This window comes from Xanthomonas sp. A1809, from assembly GCF_017746015.1.
Classification (GTDB): domain Bacteria; phylum Pseudomonadota; class Gammaproteobacteria; order Xanthomonadales; family Xanthomonadaceae; genus Xanthomonas; species Xanthomonas euvesicatoria.
Map to the genome: position 1 here is coordinate 86,952 of NZ_JAGHWZ010000018.1, position 20,071 is coordinate 107,022.

The window sequence follows — 20,071 nt, forward strand, 5'->3', positions numbered from 1 at the left end:
TGCTGTGCCCAAAAGGGCGTGCGCAAGCACGCCCTTTCCTTTCTCGGTCAATGCGGTCTTGCCAAAGTCGCGGCGCTCCAACGCACATCCCCCGCGTGCCCAGTGAAACGCTGAGCGTTGCGTTCTGATGCATCGGTCATGTCGCTGCGGCCTGAAGCCGTCGATCCAGCTGTCGCAATAGGGACGCCGCAGATACCGCTAGCAAACGGCGACGCTCAGCGCGCCACCAACCATTGACCGGTCCGCGCCCCTGCAACGACCAGCGCCAGTCCAGCCAGCAAGGTCACCGCCAGATAGATGCCGATCATCGTCGAGCGGTCGGTGCGCGCAAACACCAGGCACTCCATCATCAGCGACGAAAACGTGGTCAGCCCACCGATCACGCCGACGATCAACAGGGCCCGCAGCGGCCAGCTCGAGGGCCCGCGTGCATCCAGCCAGACCAGCAACACGCCGGCCACAAACGACCCGAGCAGGTTCACCGTCAGCGTTCCCCAAGGGAAGCCGGTACCGAAGCGCTGGATCAACGAGGCACCGATCGCAAAACGCAAGCCCGATCCCAGTGCACCACCGGTCATTGCCAACAACAGCTGTTGCCACCACACCGGTGCGTTCATACGCGCACCCCGCGACCAGAGCGTGTGTTCGAAAAAAAAGTGTGCGACATCGGCGTCATCCTTTGTGAGTCAAAAGCGATGCCGGGGCACAGGCCTGCCGCCCCGGCGGGGTGGGCAGGCATCATCAGCGCGCAGGGTGCGTGCGGTTCGAGGAGGAATGCCATCTCCTGTGCGGCCCATTATGCCGTGGGCTTGCCGGCCTTGTCAGCCCGTGCCAGCGCGCGCGCCTCGCGCAGCCGATCGAGCTTTTCCTTCAGCTTGATCTCCATCCCGCGCGGCACCGGGTTGTAGTACACGCGCTCGCCCATCGCATCCGGGAACCCGGTCTGATCCAGCGCGATGCCGCCCTCGGCATCATGGTCGTACTGGTAATCCTGGCCATAGCCCAGCGTCTTCATCAGCTTGGTCGGCGCGTTGCGCAGATGCAGCGGCACCTCCTGGGTGCCGGTGGCGCGCACTTCGGCCTTGGCCTGGTTGAAGGCAGCGTAGCCGGCATTGGATTTGGCAGTGCTGGCCAGGTACAGCACCAGCTGTGCGAATGCCAACTCGCCTTCCGGGCTGCCGAGGCGCTCGTAGATGTCCCAGGCTTCCAGCGCCATGCTCTGCGCGCGCGGATCGGCCAGACCAATGTCCTCGATCGCCATGCGGGTCAACCGACGCGCCAGATACGCAGGGTCGCACCCGCCATCGAGCATGCGCGTCAGCCAGTACAGCGCTGCATCCGGGTTGGAACTGCGTACGGACTTATGCAACGCCGAAATCTGGTCGTAGAACTGCTCGCCGTTCTTGTCGAAGCGGCGCGTACGGTCGGCCAGCACCTGCAGCAACGTCTGTGGCGTGATCTCGCCACCCTCACCTGCCGCCAGTTCCGCGGCAATTTCCAACAGCGTCAGTGCCCGACGCACATCGCCGTCGGCGGCGCTGGCGATTTCCAGCAGCGACGCTTCGCTGACCTGGATCGTCTCTGCCCCCAAGCCGCGCTCGGCATCGCGCAAGGCACGCTGCAAGGCTTCGACAATATCCTGCGGCGACACGCCTTCCAGCACATGCACGCGGCAGCGCGACAACAGCGCTGAATTCAACTCGAAGGACGGGTTTTCAGTGGTCGCGCCGACGAACAGAATCGTGCCGCGTTCGATATGCGGCAAGAACGCATCCTGCTGGGCCTTGTTGAAGCGATGCACCTCATCGACGAACAACACGGTGCGGCGGCCACCGGCAAAACGCTGCGCCGCCTCTGCCAGCACCTGCCGCACTTCCGGCAAGCCGGAGAGTACGGCCGAGATCGCCTTGAATTCGGCGTCTGCGTAATGTGCGAGCAACAAGGCCAATGTGGTCTTGCCGCATCCCGGCGGGCCCCACAGGATCATGGAGTGCACGCGGCCGGATTCCACCGCGCGCCGCAGGGCGCTGTCGGGAGCCAGCAATCGCTTCTGGCCCACCATCTCGTCAAGCGTGCGCGGCCGCATCCGCTCTGCCAAGGGCCCCATGGCGCTGCGATCGACGTGCAGCAGATCGGGTGTGATCGAGTCGGGACGTTTGGCTTTGCTCACCCCTTCATTCTACCGCCTGCGCCTGATGGACGTTCCACAACGCAGTGTTCGGCCATCGCTGGGACGCCGACGTTCTCTTTCCAAGCGACCACTTCGCGCAGGTGCAACGCATCGACTGCGTAGCGCAATACTGTTACTGAGTAACGAGTGACCGCAATCGCTTGCCGGCATTCCGCATCGGCCACGAGCTGCGCAAGCGCAAGCGGCAGGTTCAGCGCACGGATTCCACCATGCCTCGCATTCCGCTTCGCCCCTCCGTCATCGCCGCTTGCCTTCCAGGGATGGCCGAGACCATCGCGCATCCATCCAAGCCTTCTGCGCGGCGGCAGACGCACAACAAATTGGCGACTCCGGACCCATGCGCGTTCGAGGCGGAACTGATCCAGGCACAGGAAGATCCGCTGGGTTGGTCCGCGACGCTACTTGAGCAAGCAAGACAGCCAAGCGTCGTCGATCCCGGACTGAAGGCCGCTCCCAAACGCAAACACGCCCTCCCGCGCCCCTGCAGGAAGGCCGCAGAACGATTGGGGCTCAGTAGCGGTTCGCCAGAACCACATACGAGCCTGCTACGCTATTCCTCGGTGCAGTACGCGCGGGACACACCAGCTTGCCCATCGGATCGCAACGCCGATGCCGCCCGTGATCTGCGAGCAGCCCCGCTGCTGTCCAATGCCACCCAGCATCTCAATGAGGCACTGATCGCCCGCCTGGAACAATCCAACAACGACCTGGCCGCACGCATCTGCCGGCGTCGCCAGGACGAGCTGAGCTACGCGCATGCACAAACGCTACAGGCTGCACGCGAGCAGTTGGCCCTGAGAGCCCGGCGCGCCGCCAACCTGAGCGACAGCATCAACGCGCTGACGCGCGAACGTGCCGAACTGCTGCAACAGCTGCATGGATGCAATGCACAGACTGATGCAGTGGCGGCCGCGATCCACGATCTCGAGTCGGACATCCTCTCCGCACGCGCCGCATTGAACGCGCTACCGCACGATCAGCCGTCGCGCGCTGTCGCAGCGCACGCGGGCCCATCCTCGGCCGACGCGCAGCAGGGCGTCGATCGCTTACAGCTGCAACGCGCCTGCACTCGGCTCGAGCACGCAGTGCAGCAGGCGCGCGCACGCGGCGATGCGCTGGCCAAAGCGGTCTTTTTCGGCCGCGGCTCGGCACAGGCAGCACAAGCAGAGCAAGCACTTGCGGAAGCTAACGCGGAAATCGATCGATTGCGAAGCGCGTATGCGCAAGCACGCGATGCGTTGCAGTCGGATCAAGCAAGCAACTCTGCCAACAGGCCGGCTTCGCGCACGCTCGGCTCGCACCTTGCTGCAGAGCGAAACCGAGAAGTCGAGGCACTGCGCACACGGCTGGGACGCAACGAGAACATGCTGACCCTGCAACGCACGCATGCCGAGCGCTGTCGGCGGCATGCGCGACGTCTACAGCAGCGCCTCGACCAGGTCGAGGCAAAACTGCAGCAGGCGCGGCATTCGTCGCGGATCAACACCGAGGAGGTGTGGCAGCACGAACAGACGGTCAACGCGCTGGAAGCTGCGAACGGCGACATGCAGCGCGTGGCGGAACATGCAGCCGCGCAGCCGCCGGCCGATGAGGCCCGGCCCGTCGCTGCCGAGATCGTCGCCGACACCATGGACGCACTGCTCGAGGCCCTGCCCGGCTTTCGCGAGGAAACCATCGACCCCGTGAGTCGACAGGTTCTGCGCGCCTGGGCTGACGCTCTGCATGGCCGCAGCGCTGCGTTCGGGAGCGACGCCTTGCAGCCGGTCGACGCCTTGCGCATCGCCCTGCAGGCCTTGGCGATCGCCAGCGAAGGCGATGCTGCCTCAGCGGCCGACGTGCTGCGACGCCTGGGCATGGTGCGGTTGCGTGAGCTGATTCCGCCGCCACAGGTCTCCATCGCTGCCGAGGCGGCCCAGCCAATAGAGACCGTCACCGCCTGCGTCGGCCTGTTGGCCAGCGTTCCGCGTGGCATGCAGGTTCTTTCGCACATGCTGCGCGAAGAAGCCACGCCCCCCTCCAGGGAATGGTTGGAGGCGGCGCAGGTCCACCTGCGTGCCAGCCACCGGCTTGCACTGATGCCGGACGCAGAACAGGCTGAACGCAGCTGGCTGGGCGATGCGCAGATGGGAGCGCGCCATGCCGTGCATGGAGACTCGCCGCTGCAGGGCCTGCAGTCTGCAACCGATGCCCAGCGCAGCGCATTTCACGCATTCCGCAATGGCTACGAAACCACCAGGGCAGGTTCACCCTATGCGCGCGTCAACGCATGCCTGCAGATGTTTGCGCAATGGGCGGTCGCAGGCAGTGGACGGCGCGGCAGGCGCGCCCTCAATCCCTTCAACGCACTTGAGCTGGGAATGAAGGTCGGCGCCTCCGAAGCGCTTCCCACCGCCGTGCGGCGTGCCAACGACGCTTTTCGCGAAGCGGCCGGCCACCTGACCAGCTGGCTCGTCGCGCGCCGCCAGATCCAGCTGGTGGGCGGACGAATGCCGTCGCAGGACGAGCTGGCAATGCAGGCGCTGTTGGAATACGTGCAATGGCTCCCACACGAGCAGAACGCAACCGACCTGACCTTCACCGCCAAGGTGCTGGGCACGATCGAACGGCGTGCCCAGGAGCTTCAGCGCTCGGTGGCTGCCTCCGTGAACGAGACCGACGACCTGCAGCCGGCGGCGTGCCATCCGGCCATCGCATCCGCATGGGGTGCATTACGCGCCGGCCGCATGCGTCTGCCCGAAACGCTGCGTCTGATCCAGCGTGGCCTGCTCGACCACGCCGGACAGCCGAGCGACCTGCCGGTTGGTGCAGCGATCCTGGATGAAGAACTGGCGTCTGACGCGCGCACCCACTTTCATCAGGCCATCGGTCATGCAAGTCGCCTTCTGCACGAGGGCGACACCTCCCGCGTCAGATCGCCACGTGCGCTGTTCGAATGCCTGCGCAACCTGATGGAACGACTGGAATGGCGCGACAAGCTGCGTCTTACCGAGCAACGGGTGATCGGACTCAATACGACGCCGCTGTCGGCCGCACTTGCGATCATCCCCAGCGGCCTGGGACTGAAACTCTCCGCGGGCGGCCAGACCAGTTCCGATCGCTCGGTGGAGATTTACATGGGGCGGACCGGGTTGTCGCTGCAGATCGGGCGGCAGAAGGCGCGGCAGTTCAACGCCAGTACCGGCATTAGCGCGGGCGTGCTGCTGCCGGGCACCGAACGTGCACCGGTGGGTATCACGGGCGCAGCCGAATGGCGCATGAAAAAGGAATCGGGCATCGAGCATGGCGTGCAAATCCGCGTACCGCGACGGGGCAAGGGCCAGGAGCTGGAGCAGCGCGCGCAATTCCTGGCCATGTTCGAACACTTGCTGCAACTGGCCGAGCAATCCGGCGGCGATGCAGGCCAGTTGAGCGAGCGCGACTTCCTGGGGGAGCTGCTGGCGCACCACCCCAGCATCACCGTTGGCTTGATCGGCCATGCCGAACGCAATACTTCGGCCACCGAATCCAGCCTCAGCGTCGCTGCCGGCGTGCGCGTGGGAAACATGGATGGCCAACCGCGTCGCGCCACCCTGGGCGCGTCGCTCGGCGTGAAAGCGCGGCGCGAAACCTCCCGGTCGCAGACGCCGATCGAAGGCTACATGACCATGGTGCTGAAGGATTCGAGCGCGCAATCCAGGGTAGAGATCGCAGGGCGCGCATCGGCCAGTATCGTCGCCCGGCAGTGGACGCACCCAGGCACCGGCAATGCGCCGCCCACACCAGTGGCGCGGCTGTCCATGGCCACGCTTGATCTCGGCTACAGCAGGGAACTGCGCTCGGCCGGCAGCACGACGTTCTCCACCTTGTGGATGTTCAACAACGAAATCGATCCCGTGCGCACCGATCGTGGCTTCGAATTTTTCAACTTCGCCTCATTCGAACGCGAAGTGAAGCGTAACTGGCAGTTATGGACCCACTACGGAATCTCCAAACTGCAGGGCAAGGTCGATGACCAGCGGCTCTATATGGTGGCCGAGCGCCAGTTGCAGGACTTCATCGACCGGGTCCGCCTCCACATGCAAGACAACAAGTTCGCCTCGCTGATCGTGGACTGGGTGTTGCAGGCAGAGGCTGCACCACGCCTGGACGCGCTGCGCGCGCAGGCCCAGCTATTGCGGGTCGCCGGATGCGAAGCGCAAGCGGCGGAAGCCGATCGCGCATTCGATGAGCTCATCAGCCACCCAAGCATTTGGGAACCGACCATCCTGATCCTGCGCGAAAAGGGCAAACGCCAGCGCGAACGTGGCCTCGATTTCTTCATCAAACGCCAGACCAACCAGGCAGCGGAGGCGAGTCGGACGGTTGGTCAGTGGATCCCGTACGAGCCAGTCCCGTAGCGTGGTGGCATCGCTCCTGTGCGGGTGCATCTGTCAGGTCACGACAACTGCGGGTGCATCTGTCAGGTCACGACAACTGCTGCGCGCCCGCAGGCACAGCCGCTCGCTGCGCCATGCGTTCATCCCGAGAGCCCCGCAGACGCTTTACTGCGCGTCGCCCACCACATCCACGCCCTTGGCCGGCGTATAGCGGAAGGTGTCTGCAGAAAACGCCGGGTTGCGCTTCCAGCCGCTAAAGCTGATCGCGGTGCGTTGGCCGACCGCGTCCACCACTTCCATCCTGGCCAGGCCCTCCTTGCCGAACCCCAGCGAGGCGATCTGGAAGCTGGCGTCGGTGTCCACCTTGGGCGTCAGCGACAACCATTGCAGGCCGTCGCGTGGCGCGGCTTCTTCGCTGACATCGTACTTCTTGTCCAGAAGCGCCGGGTCGATCAATGCAACCAGCGGGCTGTTCTGTTCTTCGCTGCCCTGTGCGCGCACGGTGACCTGCTCCAGATCCGGATCCAATACCCAGACCTTCTTGCCGTCGGCCACGATCAGCTGCTTATAGGGCTTGGCGTATTCCCAACGGAACTGACGCGGTGTCGCCAGTGCGACCCGCCCGCTCGAAGTTTCCTTGACCCGGCCGTTCGCGTCGGTCACCCGCTGACTGAACTGCCCATCCAGTCCCTTCAACCCTCGCGTGAAGGTGTCCAGCTCCTGGCGCGCACCGGCAAACGCGGTACTGGCGAACAGAGCAGTGGCAAGGACGGCATAACGGAGCTGGCGATGCATCGCGGTCTTCCAGAAGGACATGCGTAGATTCTGATACTTCATAGATGAATGGGCGAGCGCTATCGCACGGCATGTTCAGATGGCGGCGTGTGCGCGGCAATCCGCCTCATCGTGCCGTCTGCACCCTGGACAGATCGCCATAGACAATCTGCCCGCGAAACCCGCGCCGCACCTGTTGGTAGAGCTCGCGAAACGCACGGTAATCCTGCGGCTGGCACAACGCCTGTGGCCCGCGCACGGCGGCACGCTGCAGGCGATGCACGGCGGTGACCGTCTGCCCCTGCCGTGTCCACTCAACCACGTATTCGCCGGCGGCATTGCGAAAGGTGCTGCTGCGCGGAATGGCGATGATCGGCACCGTCTCGGGAAAGCTCACCACGTAGGTTTCTTCGCGCACGCTGTCGTTGCAGTAGAACGGGGTCAGATTGTTTTCGGCCGAGGTGGTGGTGTAGATGGCGCGCGTTGACTCGGCACCTGGCATATCCGGCAAGGTCATGCCGCCGACCACCGAGAAGTCCACCGCGTCCTTGGCCTGGAAGGTGTAGCGGTAGTTGAACGGTGCATCCAGATCCAGCGGGTCGCCCTGAATCAGCAGATCGCCGGTGCCGTCGAAACCGGACTGGGCAAGGATCGACTCTTCGATCCGGTTGCGATTCTGCGCATTGAGCTGCACGAACATCGCGCGCAAGCCCACTTCGCCGGTCTGCCCGCTGTCGAGCGTGGTGGTGCCCTGCAGATCGCCTTGCGGCGTGAACCGGTATTCGGTGCGGGCGACATAGCGATTGACCTTGCGGTCGTTCGGCGGCGTCTGCGTGACCTTGCCATCGCGCGTATGCACCACCGGCGCGCCGAGATCGCCGGCCGGCAACTGGCCGAAGCGTGCGTAGGGGTTGGTCGAGTCCACGTACAGATCGAATGCGGGAATGTAGGTGATGGCGTGGTTGAAGCGGCCCAGCACCGGGATCTGCGGCAAGGTCGGGCCGCCCTCTGCCCCGATCAGCACCGGGGTGCTGGCAATCCCCTTGGCGGCAAGCAGTGCCTCCAGAATCACGGTGTGGTCTTTGCAATCGCCGTAATGGTTGGCCAGGATGCTCTCGGCGCTGTTGGGTTCCAGCCCGCCATTGCCCAGATACACCGCCACGTAGCGGATATTGCGCGCCACCCACGCATACAGCGCGGCAGCCTGCGCGCGCGGGGCATCGATACCGCGGGTGACCTCATCGGCCAGCGCCTGGATCGCCAGCGTCACCGCCGCAGCGCGCCCGCCTTTGACGTGGTACGCCAGGCCCATCTGCGACCAGCTATCGAAGGTGCTGGCCATCAAGGTGGGGCTGAACTCCCAGGTCGCAGCGCTCCAGTTCTGGTTCTTCATCGGCGCGGTGCGCTGGTAGCGCCACTCCCAGCGTGCCTGGTCGCCGCGCACCACCGGCTTGGTGCTGCCCTGCAGCCCGCGTGCAGAAAGATGCATCGGCAGCCCCTTCGGCGCGACCAACGTAATCACCGCATCGTCGTACTGCGCGAAGACGCTGAAGGTCTCCCACAGGCTGAAGTAACCGGGGAAATACGGCGTGTTCTGTGCCCGCCGCACGCGGTACACAATGCGCGCGCCCGGCGCCAGATTCGGGAACACCACCACTTTCACCTTGCGGTCGGCATACATCGCTGCCGAGGCGCTGGAATAGCTTTCCTGGGTATAGATTTTGTCGGCCGCCACGTCCTGGCGCAGCCCTTCGGCCGTGACGGTATACGCCTGCAGCACATCGAGCGTTTCCATCTTCTCGCTATAACTCAGCCGGACCTGGCTGAACTGCTCCACGGCCGACTTGGTCTTGAGCAGGATCTCGTATTCGTCGGTTTCAACGCTGCTGGCGTCGGCGCGCACCTCGTAGTCGGCGCGGTAGCGCACGAAACTGTAATTGGTGTCGGCCTGCGTGCGGGTTGCAGCACTGGCAGTGGGCGCGGGCCGTTGCTGTGCCTGGGCAAGCAGCGGGAGATAGAGGAGCAGCACGAACACTAACGAGGGACGATGCAACATGGGTCTCGATCACGGCGGGCCGGAGCGGCCCTCACCCACAGGGTAGCCGTTGTGCCGGGCAATGACAGGCACGGGCTTCCAAGAATGCGGCATTGCTGCAGGCGCCCGATCGGAAGCTGCACATAAAACGCGCCACGACATCGCCGGCGCCTACTTCGGCGGCGGCGGTGCCAGCACGGTACGGTCGCCATTGTGCTCGGGCGGGCTGACGACGCCGGCCGCCTCCATCGCTTCGATCAGACGCGCGGCACGGTTGTAGCCGATCTTCAAACGCCGCTGCACGCCGGAAATCGACGCACGCCGGGTCTCGGTGACGATGCGCAAGGCTTCGTCGTACAAGGGATCCGATTCGTCGCCGCCACCGCCGCTGCTTTCCGGCAAGCCGGTGGCACCGACCACGGTGCCATCGCCCATGGTCTGCACTTCGTCCAGCACGCCTTCGACGTAGGACACCGGCCCGCTGGCCTTGAGATGCTCGACCACGCGATGCACTTCCTCGTCGCTGACGAAAGCCCCGTGCACGCGATCCGGCAGCGCGGTGCCCGGCGGCAGGTACAGCATGTCGCCGTTGCCCAGCAGCGCCTCGGCGCCGGACTGGTCCAGGATGGTGCGCGAATCGATCTTGGAGCTGACCTGAAACGCCACGCGGGTGGGGATATTGGCCTTGATCAGGCCGGTGATCACGTCCACCGATGGCCGCTGCGTGGCCAGGATCAAGTGGATGCCGGCCGCACGCGCCTTCTGCGCCAGGCGCGCGATGAGCTCTTCGACCTTCTTGCCGACGATCATCATCATGTCGGCGAATTCGTCGATGAAGATGACGATGAACGGCAGCGTTTCCAGCGGCCGGGGCGCTTCGCCCAGTTCCGGGTTCGGCTTGAACAGCGGGTCCATCATCGGCTGGCCGGCGTCGATGGCGTCCTTGACCTTCTTGTTGAAGCCGGCCAGGTTGCGCACGCCCACCGCGCTCATCAGCTTGTAGCGGCGCTCCATCTCGGCCACGCACCAGCGCAGGCCGTTGGCGGCCTCCTTCATGTCGGTGACCACCGGCGCCAGCAGGTGCGGGATGCCCTGATAGACGCTCAACTCGAGCATCTTCGGGTCGATCATCAGCATCCGCAGTTCCTTGTGCGAGGCCTTGAACAGCAGGCTGAGCACCATCGCATTGACCGCCACCGACTTGCCCGAGCCGGTCGTACCGGCGACCAGCAAGTGCGGCATGCGCGCCAGGTCGGCCACCGTTGGGCGCCCGGCAATATCCTTGCCCAGGGCCAGCGTCAGCGGGCTGGCCGACTTGTCGTATTCCTTGGAGCGCAGCAATTCGGAGAGGAAGATCATTTCCCGGCTGACATTGGGAATTTCCAGGCCGATCACCGACTTGCCCGGAATCACGTCCACCACGCGCACCGATTTCACCGACAACCCGCGCGCGATGTCCTTGTCCAGCGAGCTGATCTGGCTGACCTTGATGCCCGGTGCCGGCTCGATCTCGAAGCGGGTGATCACCGGGCCCGGATAGGCCCCGACCACCTGCGCCTCGATGCGGAAGTCCTTGAGCTTGAACTCGATCTGGCGCGACAGCGTTTCCAGCGTCTCTTCCGAATAGCCCTTGGTCTGCGGCTTGGGGTCGTCCAGCAGCGCCAGCGGCGGCAGGTCCGAGCCGTCGGTGCTGACGCCCTGGAACATCGGAATCTGGGTGTCGCGCTTGGCGCGCTCGCTCTTTTCCACCACCGGCGCCGGCGGCGGCTCGATCTTGACCGGCTCGCGCTTGGCCTGCTTGACCGCATCGACCTTGCGCACTTCCTCGCGTTCTTCGCGCATCACCCGGGTCTGCTGCCACTCGGTGGCCTGATGGGTCTTGCGCTGCATCAGCGGCCCCAGCGCCAGCACCCACTTGCCGATGCGCTCCATCACCGCAAACCACGACAAGCCGGTCGCCAGGGTGATCGACACCAGCAGCAGCACCAACACGAACAAGTTCGCGCCCAAGGCACCGAAGCCGGAACTGAGCGAGCCGGCGACCAACTTGCCCAGGATGCCGCCGGCCTCGGCCACCTCGCCCTGGAACAGGCGCAGGTGCAGGAAGCCGGTCGAGGAAATCAGGAACCCCACCATCCCAACCAGGCGCAGCGCCGGCCCCAGGTCGCTTTGGCTCTGCTCCTCGCGCTCGCCGATCAAGGCGATCCAGGCGACCGCTCCCAACAGCACCGGCAGCAGGAAAGCCACATACCCGAACAGCTGCAGCAGCACGTCGGCCGCCAGGGCGCCGAATCGGCCGCCCATGTTATGGATCGGCGCAACCAGATTGCCGGTGCGCGACCAACCCGGATCGGTCGCCGAGTAAGTGAACAGGCTGGCCAGCAGATACAGCAGCAACGGCGCCACCGCGATCAAGGCCAGATCGCGCCAGAGCTTCTGCCGCCGCGGATTGTCCGCCACCGCCGTCTTACGCGACGACGGTTTGCCCTCTGCGGGCTTGCTGCTGCGTTCGGGAACCTGCTTTGCCACCTGTAGCCAGACCTTAGAAAAATGCTGTTAGTGTTTGATAATAAACGACTGAAGCCACGGTTTCAGCAGTTGCATGCGCCCTGGCCATCCAACCAAGCGCCGCTCAACGAAAAACGCCGCACAAGGCGGCGTCGAGCACGTGGTTGGAGCGGAGCATGCCATCTGCGGTTCAAGCAGTTCCATCGCGCCGCCTTGATTCACCGGGTGGGGACCGCCACTCTATGCCGCCACGGGGGCGTGAATTACTTCGCCTGCCCTACCAATTCCTAGATCGCGAGTATACATGAGCGCCTCTTCTGCCAGCCCCGCCAAGCACTCCCGCCTGTTGATCCTGGGCTCCGGCCCGGCCGGCTGGACCGCCGCGGTCTACGCCGCCCGCGCCAATCTCAAGCCGGTGGTCATCACCGGGCTGCAGCAAGGCGGCCAACTGATGACCACCACCGAGGTGGACAACTGGCCGGGCGACCCCCACGGCCTGATGGGTCCGGACCTGATGAGCCGCATGCAGGCGCATGCCGAGCGCTTCGAGACCGAGGTCATCTTCGACCATATCCACACGGCAGATCTGTCGCAGCGTCCGTTCCGGCTGATCGGCGACGGGGCCGAGTACACCTGCGACGCGCTCATCATCGCCACCGGCGCTACCGCCAAGTACCTGGGCATCCCCACCGAAGAAGCCTTCAAGGGGCGTGGCGTCTCCGCCTGCGCCACCTGCGACGGCTTCTTCTACAAGGACCAGGACGTGGTGGTGGTCGGCGGCGGCAACACCGCGGTCGAAGAGGCGCTGTACCTGTCCAACATTGCCCGCAAGGTCTACCTGGTGCATCGCCGCGATACGCTGCGCGCAGAGAAAATCATGCAGGACAAGCTGTTCGCCAAAGTGGCCGCCGGCAAGATCGAGACCGTCTGGCACCATGCCATCGACGAGGTACTGGGCAACGATGCCGGGGTTACCGGCGTCCGAGTGAAGTCCACCATCGACGGCAGCACCCGCGACATCGATGCGCATGGTTTCTTCGTGGCGATCGGCCATCACCCGAACACGCAGTTGTTCGATGGCCAGTTGGCAATGAACAACGGCTACCTGGAAATCCGCTCCGGCCTGAACGGCGCCGCGACCGAGACCTCGGTGGCCGGCGTGTTCGCCGCCGGCGACGTGGCCGACCAGCATTACCGCCAGGCCATCACCTCGGCCGGCTTCGGCTGCATGGCCGCGCTGGATGCCGAGCGTTATCTCGACAAGAGCGCCTGAGATGGCGCCTGATTGCCGGCCGCGCCACGCGGCCAGCATCGCCAAGGGGCTGCCCGCATGGGCATAACCGCACGCTGGTGTCGCCAGCTGGACGAGTTGCCGGCCGGCGCCTGGGATGCGCTGCACGATGGCACGCATCCCTTTATCAGCTACGCATTTCTGCAAGGCCTTGAACGTGAGGGTTGCCTGCGCCCGGATTGGGGATGGAACCCGCTGCACCTGACCTTGTGGGAGGGTGACACTCTGGTCGCCGCGGCTCCCGGCTACCTCAAGAACAACTCGCACGGCGAGTTCGTCTTCGACCATGCCTGGGCGCATGCGTACGCGCGCTATGGCCAGGACTACTTCCCCAAATGGCTGTGTGGGGTGCCCTACTCGCCCGTCACCGGCCCGCGCCTGCTCGGTGCGCCCACGTGGCGCGGCCACCTGCTGAAGGCGATGCGCGAGCTGGTGGAGCGCAGCGGACTGTCGTCGGCGCATGTGAACTTTTACCCCGCTGGTGAAGACGCCGCCTTCGATGCCGACTGGCTGGAACGCAACGACCTGCAGTACCACTGGCACAACGCCAGCGGCTGGGGCGACTTCGAGACGTTCCTGTCGGCGATGGATCACAAGCACCGCAAGAACATTCGCCAGGAACGCGCCAAGGTGCAGCGCGCCGGCGTGCAACTGCGCGTGGTGCACGGTGATGAGGCCAGCGATGCGGAGCTGGCCGCGATGTACGGCTTTTATCTCAAGACCTTCAACGAGTACGGCAACTCGCCCGCGCTGACGCCGCAGTTCCTGCAGCACTTGGCCACGGCCATGCCGCGCCAACTGGTGATGTTCCTGGCCGACCTCGATGGGCAACCCATCGCCGGTGCACTCTGCCTGCGCGGGAAGGACACCTTGTATGGCCGCTACTGGGGCGGTGAAGCCCTGCCCGGCCTGCATTTCGAGACCTGCTATTACCAGGGCATCGAATATTGCCTGCGCGAAGGCCTGACCCGCTTCGAACCTGGCGCACAAGGCCAGCACAAGATCGCGCGCGGCTTTCTGCCGACGCTGGTGCGCAGCCGCCACTGGATTGCCGATCCGGGCTTTCGCGAGCCGCTGGCGGACTGGTGCGCGCAAGAGCGGGCCGAGGTCGAGCAGCACGCCGCCGCCCTGCTGCGCCATTCGCCGTTCCGCCAAGCGTGATCGCCCTGCGGCGGCTTCTCCACCCATCCCGGGTCGATACATCGCACCGCCGCCGCACAAATCCAGGCACCGCCTGACGTGGCAGGCCGACGTGGCAGGCCTCTGCGCCGTCGCGCGAGACCCGTTCATCAGTCCTCATCGTAGCCCTCGCAGGCCGCGCATTTGCCGTGCCTGGTACCCGATCATTCCGCACTTGCGGACGCTACCGCAGAATATGCTAGCGTTGACTATTGATTCGGGCATGTCGCCCGCACCGGAATCGGCCCATGAAGCAAACGGTGTTGGTCACCGGCGGTAGTGGCTATGTCGCCTGCCGGCTGGTGAAGCAGTTGCTGGAAGCGGGCGACACCGTGCACGCCACCGTGCGCAGCCTGCACGATTCGCCCAAGCTGCGGCCTTTACGGCAGCTGCAGGCGGACCACCCGGACCGATTGCGGTTGTTCGAAGCAGACCTGCTGGTACCCGGCTCCTTCGCCGACGCGATGCAGGGCTGCTCTGTGGTGCATCACGTCGCCTCGCCGTTCCTGATGCCGGAAAAGATCAAGAACGGCCGCACCCAACTGCTGGAACCCGCGCTGCAAGGCGTCAGGAACGTGCTGACCAAGGTGAACGCGACTTCCAGCGTCGAGCGGGTGGTGCTCACGTCCACCATCGGCGCGATCTTCGGCGACTACCGCGACGTGCTGGACATGCCCGGGCAAACGCTGTCAGAAGCCTTCTTCAACACCACCAGCAGCCTCGATCACAATCCCTACCACTACTCCAAGGTGGTCGCCGAGCAGGAGGCGTGGGCCATGTACCGTGCGCAGCAGCGCTGGGACCTGGTCTGCATCAATCCCGGCCTGGTGCTCGGTCCGTCCCCGGCCGCAGGCTCGGATTCGGGCAGCCTGTTCCTGCTCGACGAACTGATGCGCGGCCTGTTCTTCTATGGCGTGCCGGACCTGAGCTTTGCCACGGTGGACGTGCGTGAAGTTGCCAACGCACACATCGCCGCGGCCAAGCGGCCCAGCGCGCACGGCCGCTACATCGTCGCCTCGGCACAGATGATCTCGTTCCTGGAAATCGCGCGGTTCCTGCGCAAGGTCCACCGCCGCCCTTACCTGTTGCCGCGTCTGCAGATTCCCGGTTTGGCGTTGCGGCTACTCGGCCCCTTCTTCGGGCTGAGCCCCAAGTACATTCGCAATCATCTCGGCATCCGCTTCGGCCTGGACAACCGGCGCTCGCGCCAGGAATTGGGCGTGGACTACCGTCCGGTCGAGCAGACCTTGCACGAGCACTACGCCAGCTGGGACCGGCAGCGACGGGCTTGAGCCAGCTGGGTGCTCCGCAGGCGCACCTGTACCATCGCCGGAACCGAACCAGGCACCTGCCCATGCCCTTTGCCGCTCCATTTCCATGCCTGCGTGGCGCGCCGTGGCGATCCGGCCGGTGGCCGGCGTGATGACGCCCTTTCGTCGTCCCACCGTGTTGGGCACTTCCGCCTCGGCCCCATTCCCGCCTGCCGAGGCCGCCCTGACCGATCCCGACGGACTGCTTGCCGTTGGCGGAGATCTGTCGCCCCAGCGCCTGCTCAACGCGTACGCGCACGGCATTTTCCCGTGGTATTCGGAGGGCCAACCGATCCTGTGGTGGAGCCCGGATCCGCGCATGGTCTTTCGCACTGACGGCGTGCGCCTGTCCTCTCGCTTCAAGCGCCAGCTTCGCGCAAGCACCTGGACGGTTCGCGCCGATACCGCCTTCGAACAGGTGATCGACGCCTGTGCTGCGAGTCCGCGCCCTGGCCAGGACGGCACCTGGATCACCGCGGAAATGCAGCAGGCCTATATCGCCTTGCACCGTCTCGGCCACGCGCATTCGATCGAGGTGTTCGACGGCGCGCGCCTGGTTGGCGGGATCTACGGCGTCGCGATCGGCCGGATGTTTTTTGGCGAAAGCATGTTCAGCGGGGAAAGCGGCGGCTCCAAGGTGGCACTAGCCGCCTTGGCCGCCAATCTGCATGGCCGAGGGTGGCCACTGATCGATGCGCAGGTGGAAAATCCGCACCTGCTGAGCCTGGGCGCCGAACGCTTGCCGCGCGCTGACTTTTTGCACCAGGTGCAACGCCAGGTTGCCCTGACGGAACCGCCGGGTAGTTGGTCTGCGCGTTACGGCGAACACGCCGCCAGCGAGCTGTGTGAGACCCGCTTAACATAAAATTTGCACCGCGGGGAGATGGCGCGTAAAATGCCGTCCCTTACGGCCCTGCCGGGCCAGCCGTGACTGCACAGGATTACATGTCGAAAGACGACTCCATTGAATTCGAAGGCAGCGTCAGCGAGACGCTTCCCAACACCACGTTCCGGGTCAAGCTGGAGAACGGGCATGAAATCATCGCCCACATCTCCGGACGTATGCGCAAGAACTACATCCGCATCCTGACCGGCGACCGGGTCAAAGTTGAGATGACTCCCTACGACCTGACCAAGGGTCGTATTACCTACCGCATGAAGTAAGCGGTTCTGGTACCGAGACGCGAGGCGGCCATTGGCCGCTTTTTGTCGTGCCCGCAATTCGAGCGCACAGTGACAGGCACCTACCCGGACGCACTGCCCTGCTCCGCACCGTCGGCTTGGCAAGACTTGCTGGCAGCGTAGAAACGCATCACCCAGCAGCCATCCCCGCCAAGCGTGCCATCGTCAGGGTGCGTGATCGCGATGCGCGCTGAAGACGTAAAAAAGCCGCTCTTTCGAGCGGCTTTTCCTTAACTGCGAAAACAACCTTACGATCAATCCACCGTCGCGGGCAGCAGGCGTTCGGGTTCCGGATGCGCCTCGACCACCAGTTCGCCATCCTTGACGTCGATGCTGACCCGGCCACCGTCGACCAATTTGCCGAACAGCAGTTCGTCGGCGAGCGGGCGCTTGATCTTCTCCTGGATCACCCGCGACATCGGCCGCGCACCCATCAGCGGATCGAAGCCATGCTGGGCCAGCCAGTCGCGCGCGGTCGGGGTGGCCGACAGGGAGACGTGCTTTTCCTGCAACAGCATTTCCAGTTCGATAATGAACTTGTCCACCACCCGCAGGATGTGGTCGAACGCCAGGGGCTGGAACTGCACGATCGCATCCAGACGGTTGCGGAATTCGGGCGTGAAACCGCGACGGATCGACTCCATCGCGTCGGTGGAATGATCCTGCTTGGTAAAACCGATCGACCGACGCGATGCCTGCGTGGCGCCGGCATTGGTCGTCATCACCAAAATCACGTTCTTGAAGTTGGCCTCGCGCCCGTTGGTGTCGGTCAGAATGCCGCGGTCCATGACCTGCAACAGGATGTTGAAGATGTCCGGATGCGCTTTCTCCACTTCGTCCAGCAGCAGCACGCAGTGCGGTGTCTTGACGATCTTTTCGGTCAACAAGCCGCCCTGATCGAAACCGACGTAGCCCGGGGGCGCACCGATGAGACGGCTGATCGAGTGCGCTTCCATGTATTCGGACATGTCGAAACGCACCAGCTCGATCCCCAGCTGCAGCGCGAGCTGCTTGGTGACCTCGGTCTTGCCGACACCGGTGGGGCCGGCGAACAGGAAGTTGCCGATTGGTTTTTCCGGATTGGCCAGACCCGAGCGCGCCAGCTTGATCGAACCGGCCAGCGTCTCGATCGCCGGGTTCTGCCCGAAGATCACCATCTTCAGGTTGCGCTCCAGGTGCTGCAGCACGTCCTTGTCGGTCGCGCTGACCTGCTTGGCCGGAATGCGTGCCATCTTGGCGACGATGGTCTCGATCTCTTCGATATCGATCAGTTCCTTGCGCTTGCCTTCCGGCAGCAGACGCTGACGCGCACCAGCCTCGTCGATCACGTCAATCGCCTTGTCCGGCAGCAAACGGTCGCCGATATGCTTCACCGACAGGTCGACGGCGGCCTGTAGCGCGTCATCGGCGTAGGTCACGCCGTGATGCGCCTCGTACTTGGGCTTGAGGCCCTGCAGGATCTCGAAGGTCTCGCCCACGGTCGGCTCGACGATATCGATCTTCTGGAACCGACGCGCCAGCGCACGGTCCTTCTCGAAAATGCCGCGATATTCCTGGAACGTGGTCGAGCCGATGCAGCGCAGCTCGCCCGACGACAGCGCCGGCTTGATCAGATTGGAGGCATCCATGGTGCCGCCCGACGCCGATCCGGCACCGATGATCGTGTGGATCTCGTCGATGAACAGCACCGCATTCGGCACCTTCTTCAACGCAGCCAGCACGCCCTTGAGACGCTTTTCGAAATCGCCGCGGTACTTGGTGCCGGCCACCAGGGCGCCCAGATCCAGCGAGTAGATCACCGCATCGGCGAGCACTTCCGGCACGTCGTTGTCGACGATGCGCTTGGCCAAGCCCTCGGCGATCGCGGTCTTGCCAACGCCGGCCTCGCCCACGTACAGCGGGTTGTTCTTGCGCCGACGGCACAGGACCTGGATGGTGCGCTCGATCTCATCGCTACGGCCGACCAGCGGGTCGATCTTGCCGTTGCGTGCCTGATCGTTGAGATTGGTGGCGAACTCGGCCAGGGCGTCGCCCTTGGCTTCGCCCTCGCCGCCTTCGCTCTTGGACTCACCATCCGGCGCGGACGGCTGCTCGCCGTCCTCACCCAGCTTGGCGATGCCGTGCGAGAGATAATTGACGATATCGAGGCGGGTGATGTCCTGTTGGTTCAGGAAGTACACCGCATGCGAGTCCTTCTCGCCGAAGATCGCGACCAGCACGTTGGCGCCGGTAACTTCCTTCTTGCCCGAGGACTGTACGTGGTAGACCGCGCGCTGCAACACCCGCTGGAATCCCAGGGTGGGCTGCGTGTCGCGCCCGTCGTCCTCGGCCAGGCGCGAGACCGAGGCCTCGATCGCCTGTTCCAGGTCATTGTGCAGGCGCACCTGGTCTGCCCCACAGGCCTTGAGCACGGCCTGGGCGGAAGGGTTGTCCAGCAGCGAGAGCAGCAGGTGCTCGACGGTCATGAACTCATGACGCGCCTCGCGTGCTCGCTTGTAGCACTGGCCGATGGTTTGCTCTAGGTCTTTGCTGAACATTGGTAACTCCGAACGGCTGTTGCCAACAATATGCGGCTTTTGTTGGGATTTTCCACAACCCTATCGGATAGGCATGTTCAGACAGCGTTAGCACGTGATCGCAGCCACACTGTTGCGCTGCTGGAATGACCTGCCGGGCGCCTCAGGCCTGTTCCATCGTGCACAGCAGCGGGTGCTGGTTCATGCGCGAAAACTCGTTGACCTGGGCCACTTTCGACTCCGCAACCTCTCGGCTGTAGACCCCGCACACGCCGCGTCCGCGGGTGTGGACGTGCAACATGATCTGGGTGGCCTGCTCCAGATTCAGGTTGAAAAACTGCTCCAGGACGGTCACCACGAAGTCCATCGGGGTGTAGTCGTCGTTCAGCAACAGCACCTGGTAGCGCGGCGGTGGCGCCACTTCGGGCTTGCTGGCTTCGACCATCAGGCCGTGGTCGTGTTCGTGTGAGGTATTCCGAGGCATCCGGCCATTATACGGTTCAACCTTGCACGCATTGGACGATTTACGCTGCGCCCCGCACAATTTGTCTCCAATTCCCTGGCTGGCCCTTGATGACCGATCCCATGACCGCGCAGCTGCTGGCGCCGTCGTCGACCGCAGATGCCCCGATGCGCACCGCACACGACGGCGCAGCCGTGCCGCGGTGGCACCGCAATGCCGTCCCCGCCGCGCAAGCAGCGCACAGGTGGTCGACCGCGTTGGAGCAGA

13 protein-coding genes and 1 riboswitch are annotated in these 20,071 nt (G+C 64.5%); of the genes, 6 read left to right on the plus strand and 7 right to left on the minus strand.

Annotation, left to right across the window (positions count from 1 at the left end; genetic code table 11):
* Positions 1-215 precede the first annotated feature (215 nt).
* A complete protein-coding gene (crcB, locus tag J7396_RS20150; RefSeq protein ID WP_008575332.1) occupies positions 216-617 on the minus strand; it encodes a fluoride efflux transporter CrcB in 402 nt (133 codons plus the stop codon).
* Between the two features lie 108 nt (positions 618-725).
* Positions 726-794: riboswitch (Fluoride riboswitch) on the minus strand.
* 2 nt (positions 795-796) lie between these two features.
* On the minus strand, positions 797-2,170 hold the full coding sequence (locus J7396_RS20155; RefSeq protein WP_071118019.1) for a replication-associated recombination protein A: 1,374 nt from the start codon (positions 2,168-2,170) through the stop codon (positions 797-799).
* Positions 2,171-2,331: 161 nt separating this feature from the next.
* On the opposite strand from J7396_RS20155, the gene xopZ reads away from it, so the two are divergent.
* On the plus strand, positions 2,332-6,567 hold the full coding sequence (gene xopZ, locus J7396_RS20160; protein WP_209262003.1) for a XopZ family type III secretion system effector: 4,236 nt from the start codon (positions 2,332-2,334) through the stop codon (positions 6,565-6,567).
* A gap of 144 nt (positions 6,568-6,711) precedes the next feature.
* Here the strand turns inward: xopZ and lolA are convergent, their stop codons facing one another.
* The 3 genes from lolA to J7396_RS20175 form a co-directional block, all read right to left on the minus strand.
* Positions 6,712-7,383 (minus strand): outer membrane lipoprotein chaperone LolA, encoded by a 672-nt coding sequence (gene lolA, locus J7396_RS20165; RefSeq protein WP_029819379.1) that lies wholly within the window; start codon positions 7,381-7,383, stop codon positions 6,712-6,714.
* 64 nt (positions 7,384-7,447) lie between these two features.
* The gene (locus J7396_RS20170; protein WP_209262004.1) at positions 7,448-9,376 is read right to left on the minus strand and encodes a DUF3857 and transglutaminase domain-containing protein; all 1,929 of its coding nucleotides are present in this window, start codon (positions 9,374-9,376) and stop codon (positions 7,448-7,450) included.
* 150 nt (positions 9,377-9,526) lie between these two features.
* The gene (locus J7396_RS20175; protein ID WP_008575323.1) at positions 9,527-11,884 is read right to left on the minus strand and encodes a DNA translocase FtsK; all 2,358 of its coding nucleotides are present in this window, start codon (positions 11,882-11,884) and stop codon (positions 9,527-9,529) included.
* A gap of 283 nt (positions 11,885-12,167) precedes the next feature.
* Here J7396_RS20175 and trxB point away from each other — a divergent pair, with 283 nt between their 5' ends.
* The 5 genes from trxB (at position 12,168) to infA (ending at position 16,807) form a co-directional block, all read left to right on the plus strand.
* Positions 12,168-13,136, plus strand: coding sequence for a thioredoxin-disulfide reductase (trxB, locus tag J7396_RS20180; protein ID WP_014090139.1), 969 nt, complete (start codon positions 12,168-12,170; stop codon positions 13,134-13,136).
* A gap of 57 nt (positions 13,137-13,193) precedes the next feature.
* Positions 13,194-14,315, plus strand: a complete 1,122-nt coding sequence (locus tag J7396_RS20185) for a GNAT family N-acetyltransferase (RefSeq protein ID WP_209262005.1) — start codon at positions 13,194-13,196, stop codon at positions 14,313-14,315.
* Between the two features lie 266 nt (positions 14,316-14,581).
* Positions 14,582-15,625 carry an NAD-dependent epimerase/dehydratase family protein gene (locus J7396_RS20190; protein ID WP_209262006.1) on the plus strand — a complete coding sequence of 348 codons (1,044 nt, stop codon included), beginning with the start codon at positions 14,582-14,584 and terminating at the stop codon, positions 15,623-15,625.
* A 130-nt stretch (positions 15,626-15,755) separates the two neighbouring features.
* Positions 15,756-16,508 carry a leucyl/phenylalanyl-tRNA--protein transferase gene (gene aat / locus J7396_RS20195; RefSeq protein WP_065628589.1) on the plus strand — a complete coding sequence of 251 codons (753 nt, stop codon included), beginning with the start codon at positions 15,756-15,758 and terminating at the stop codon, positions 16,506-16,508.
* A gap of 80 nt (positions 16,509-16,588) precedes the next feature.
* A complete protein-coding gene (gene infA / locus J7396_RS20200) occupies positions 16,589-16,807 on the plus strand; it encodes a translation initiation factor IF-1 (RefSeq protein WP_002813418.1) in 219 nt (72 codons plus the stop codon).
* A gap of 272 nt (positions 16,808-17,079) precedes the next feature.
* Here infA and clpA read toward each other — a convergent pair whose 3' ends face one another.
* Together clpA and clpS are read right to left on the minus strand one after the other, a co-directional pair.
* Entirely contained in the window at positions 17,080-19,362 is a 2,283-nt protein-coding gene (gene clpA / locus J7396_RS20205) for an ATP-dependent Clp protease ATP-binding subunit ClpA (RefSeq protein ID WP_008575777.1), read from the minus strand.
* A gap of 142 nt (positions 19,363-19,504) precedes the next feature.
* Positions 19,505-19,825, minus strand: a complete 321-nt coding sequence (gene clpS, locus J7396_RS20210; protein WP_005914463.1) for an ATP-dependent Clp protease adapter ClpS — start codon at positions 19,823-19,825, stop codon at positions 19,505-19,507.
* Between the last annotated feature and the right edge of the window lie 246 nt (positions 19,826-20,071).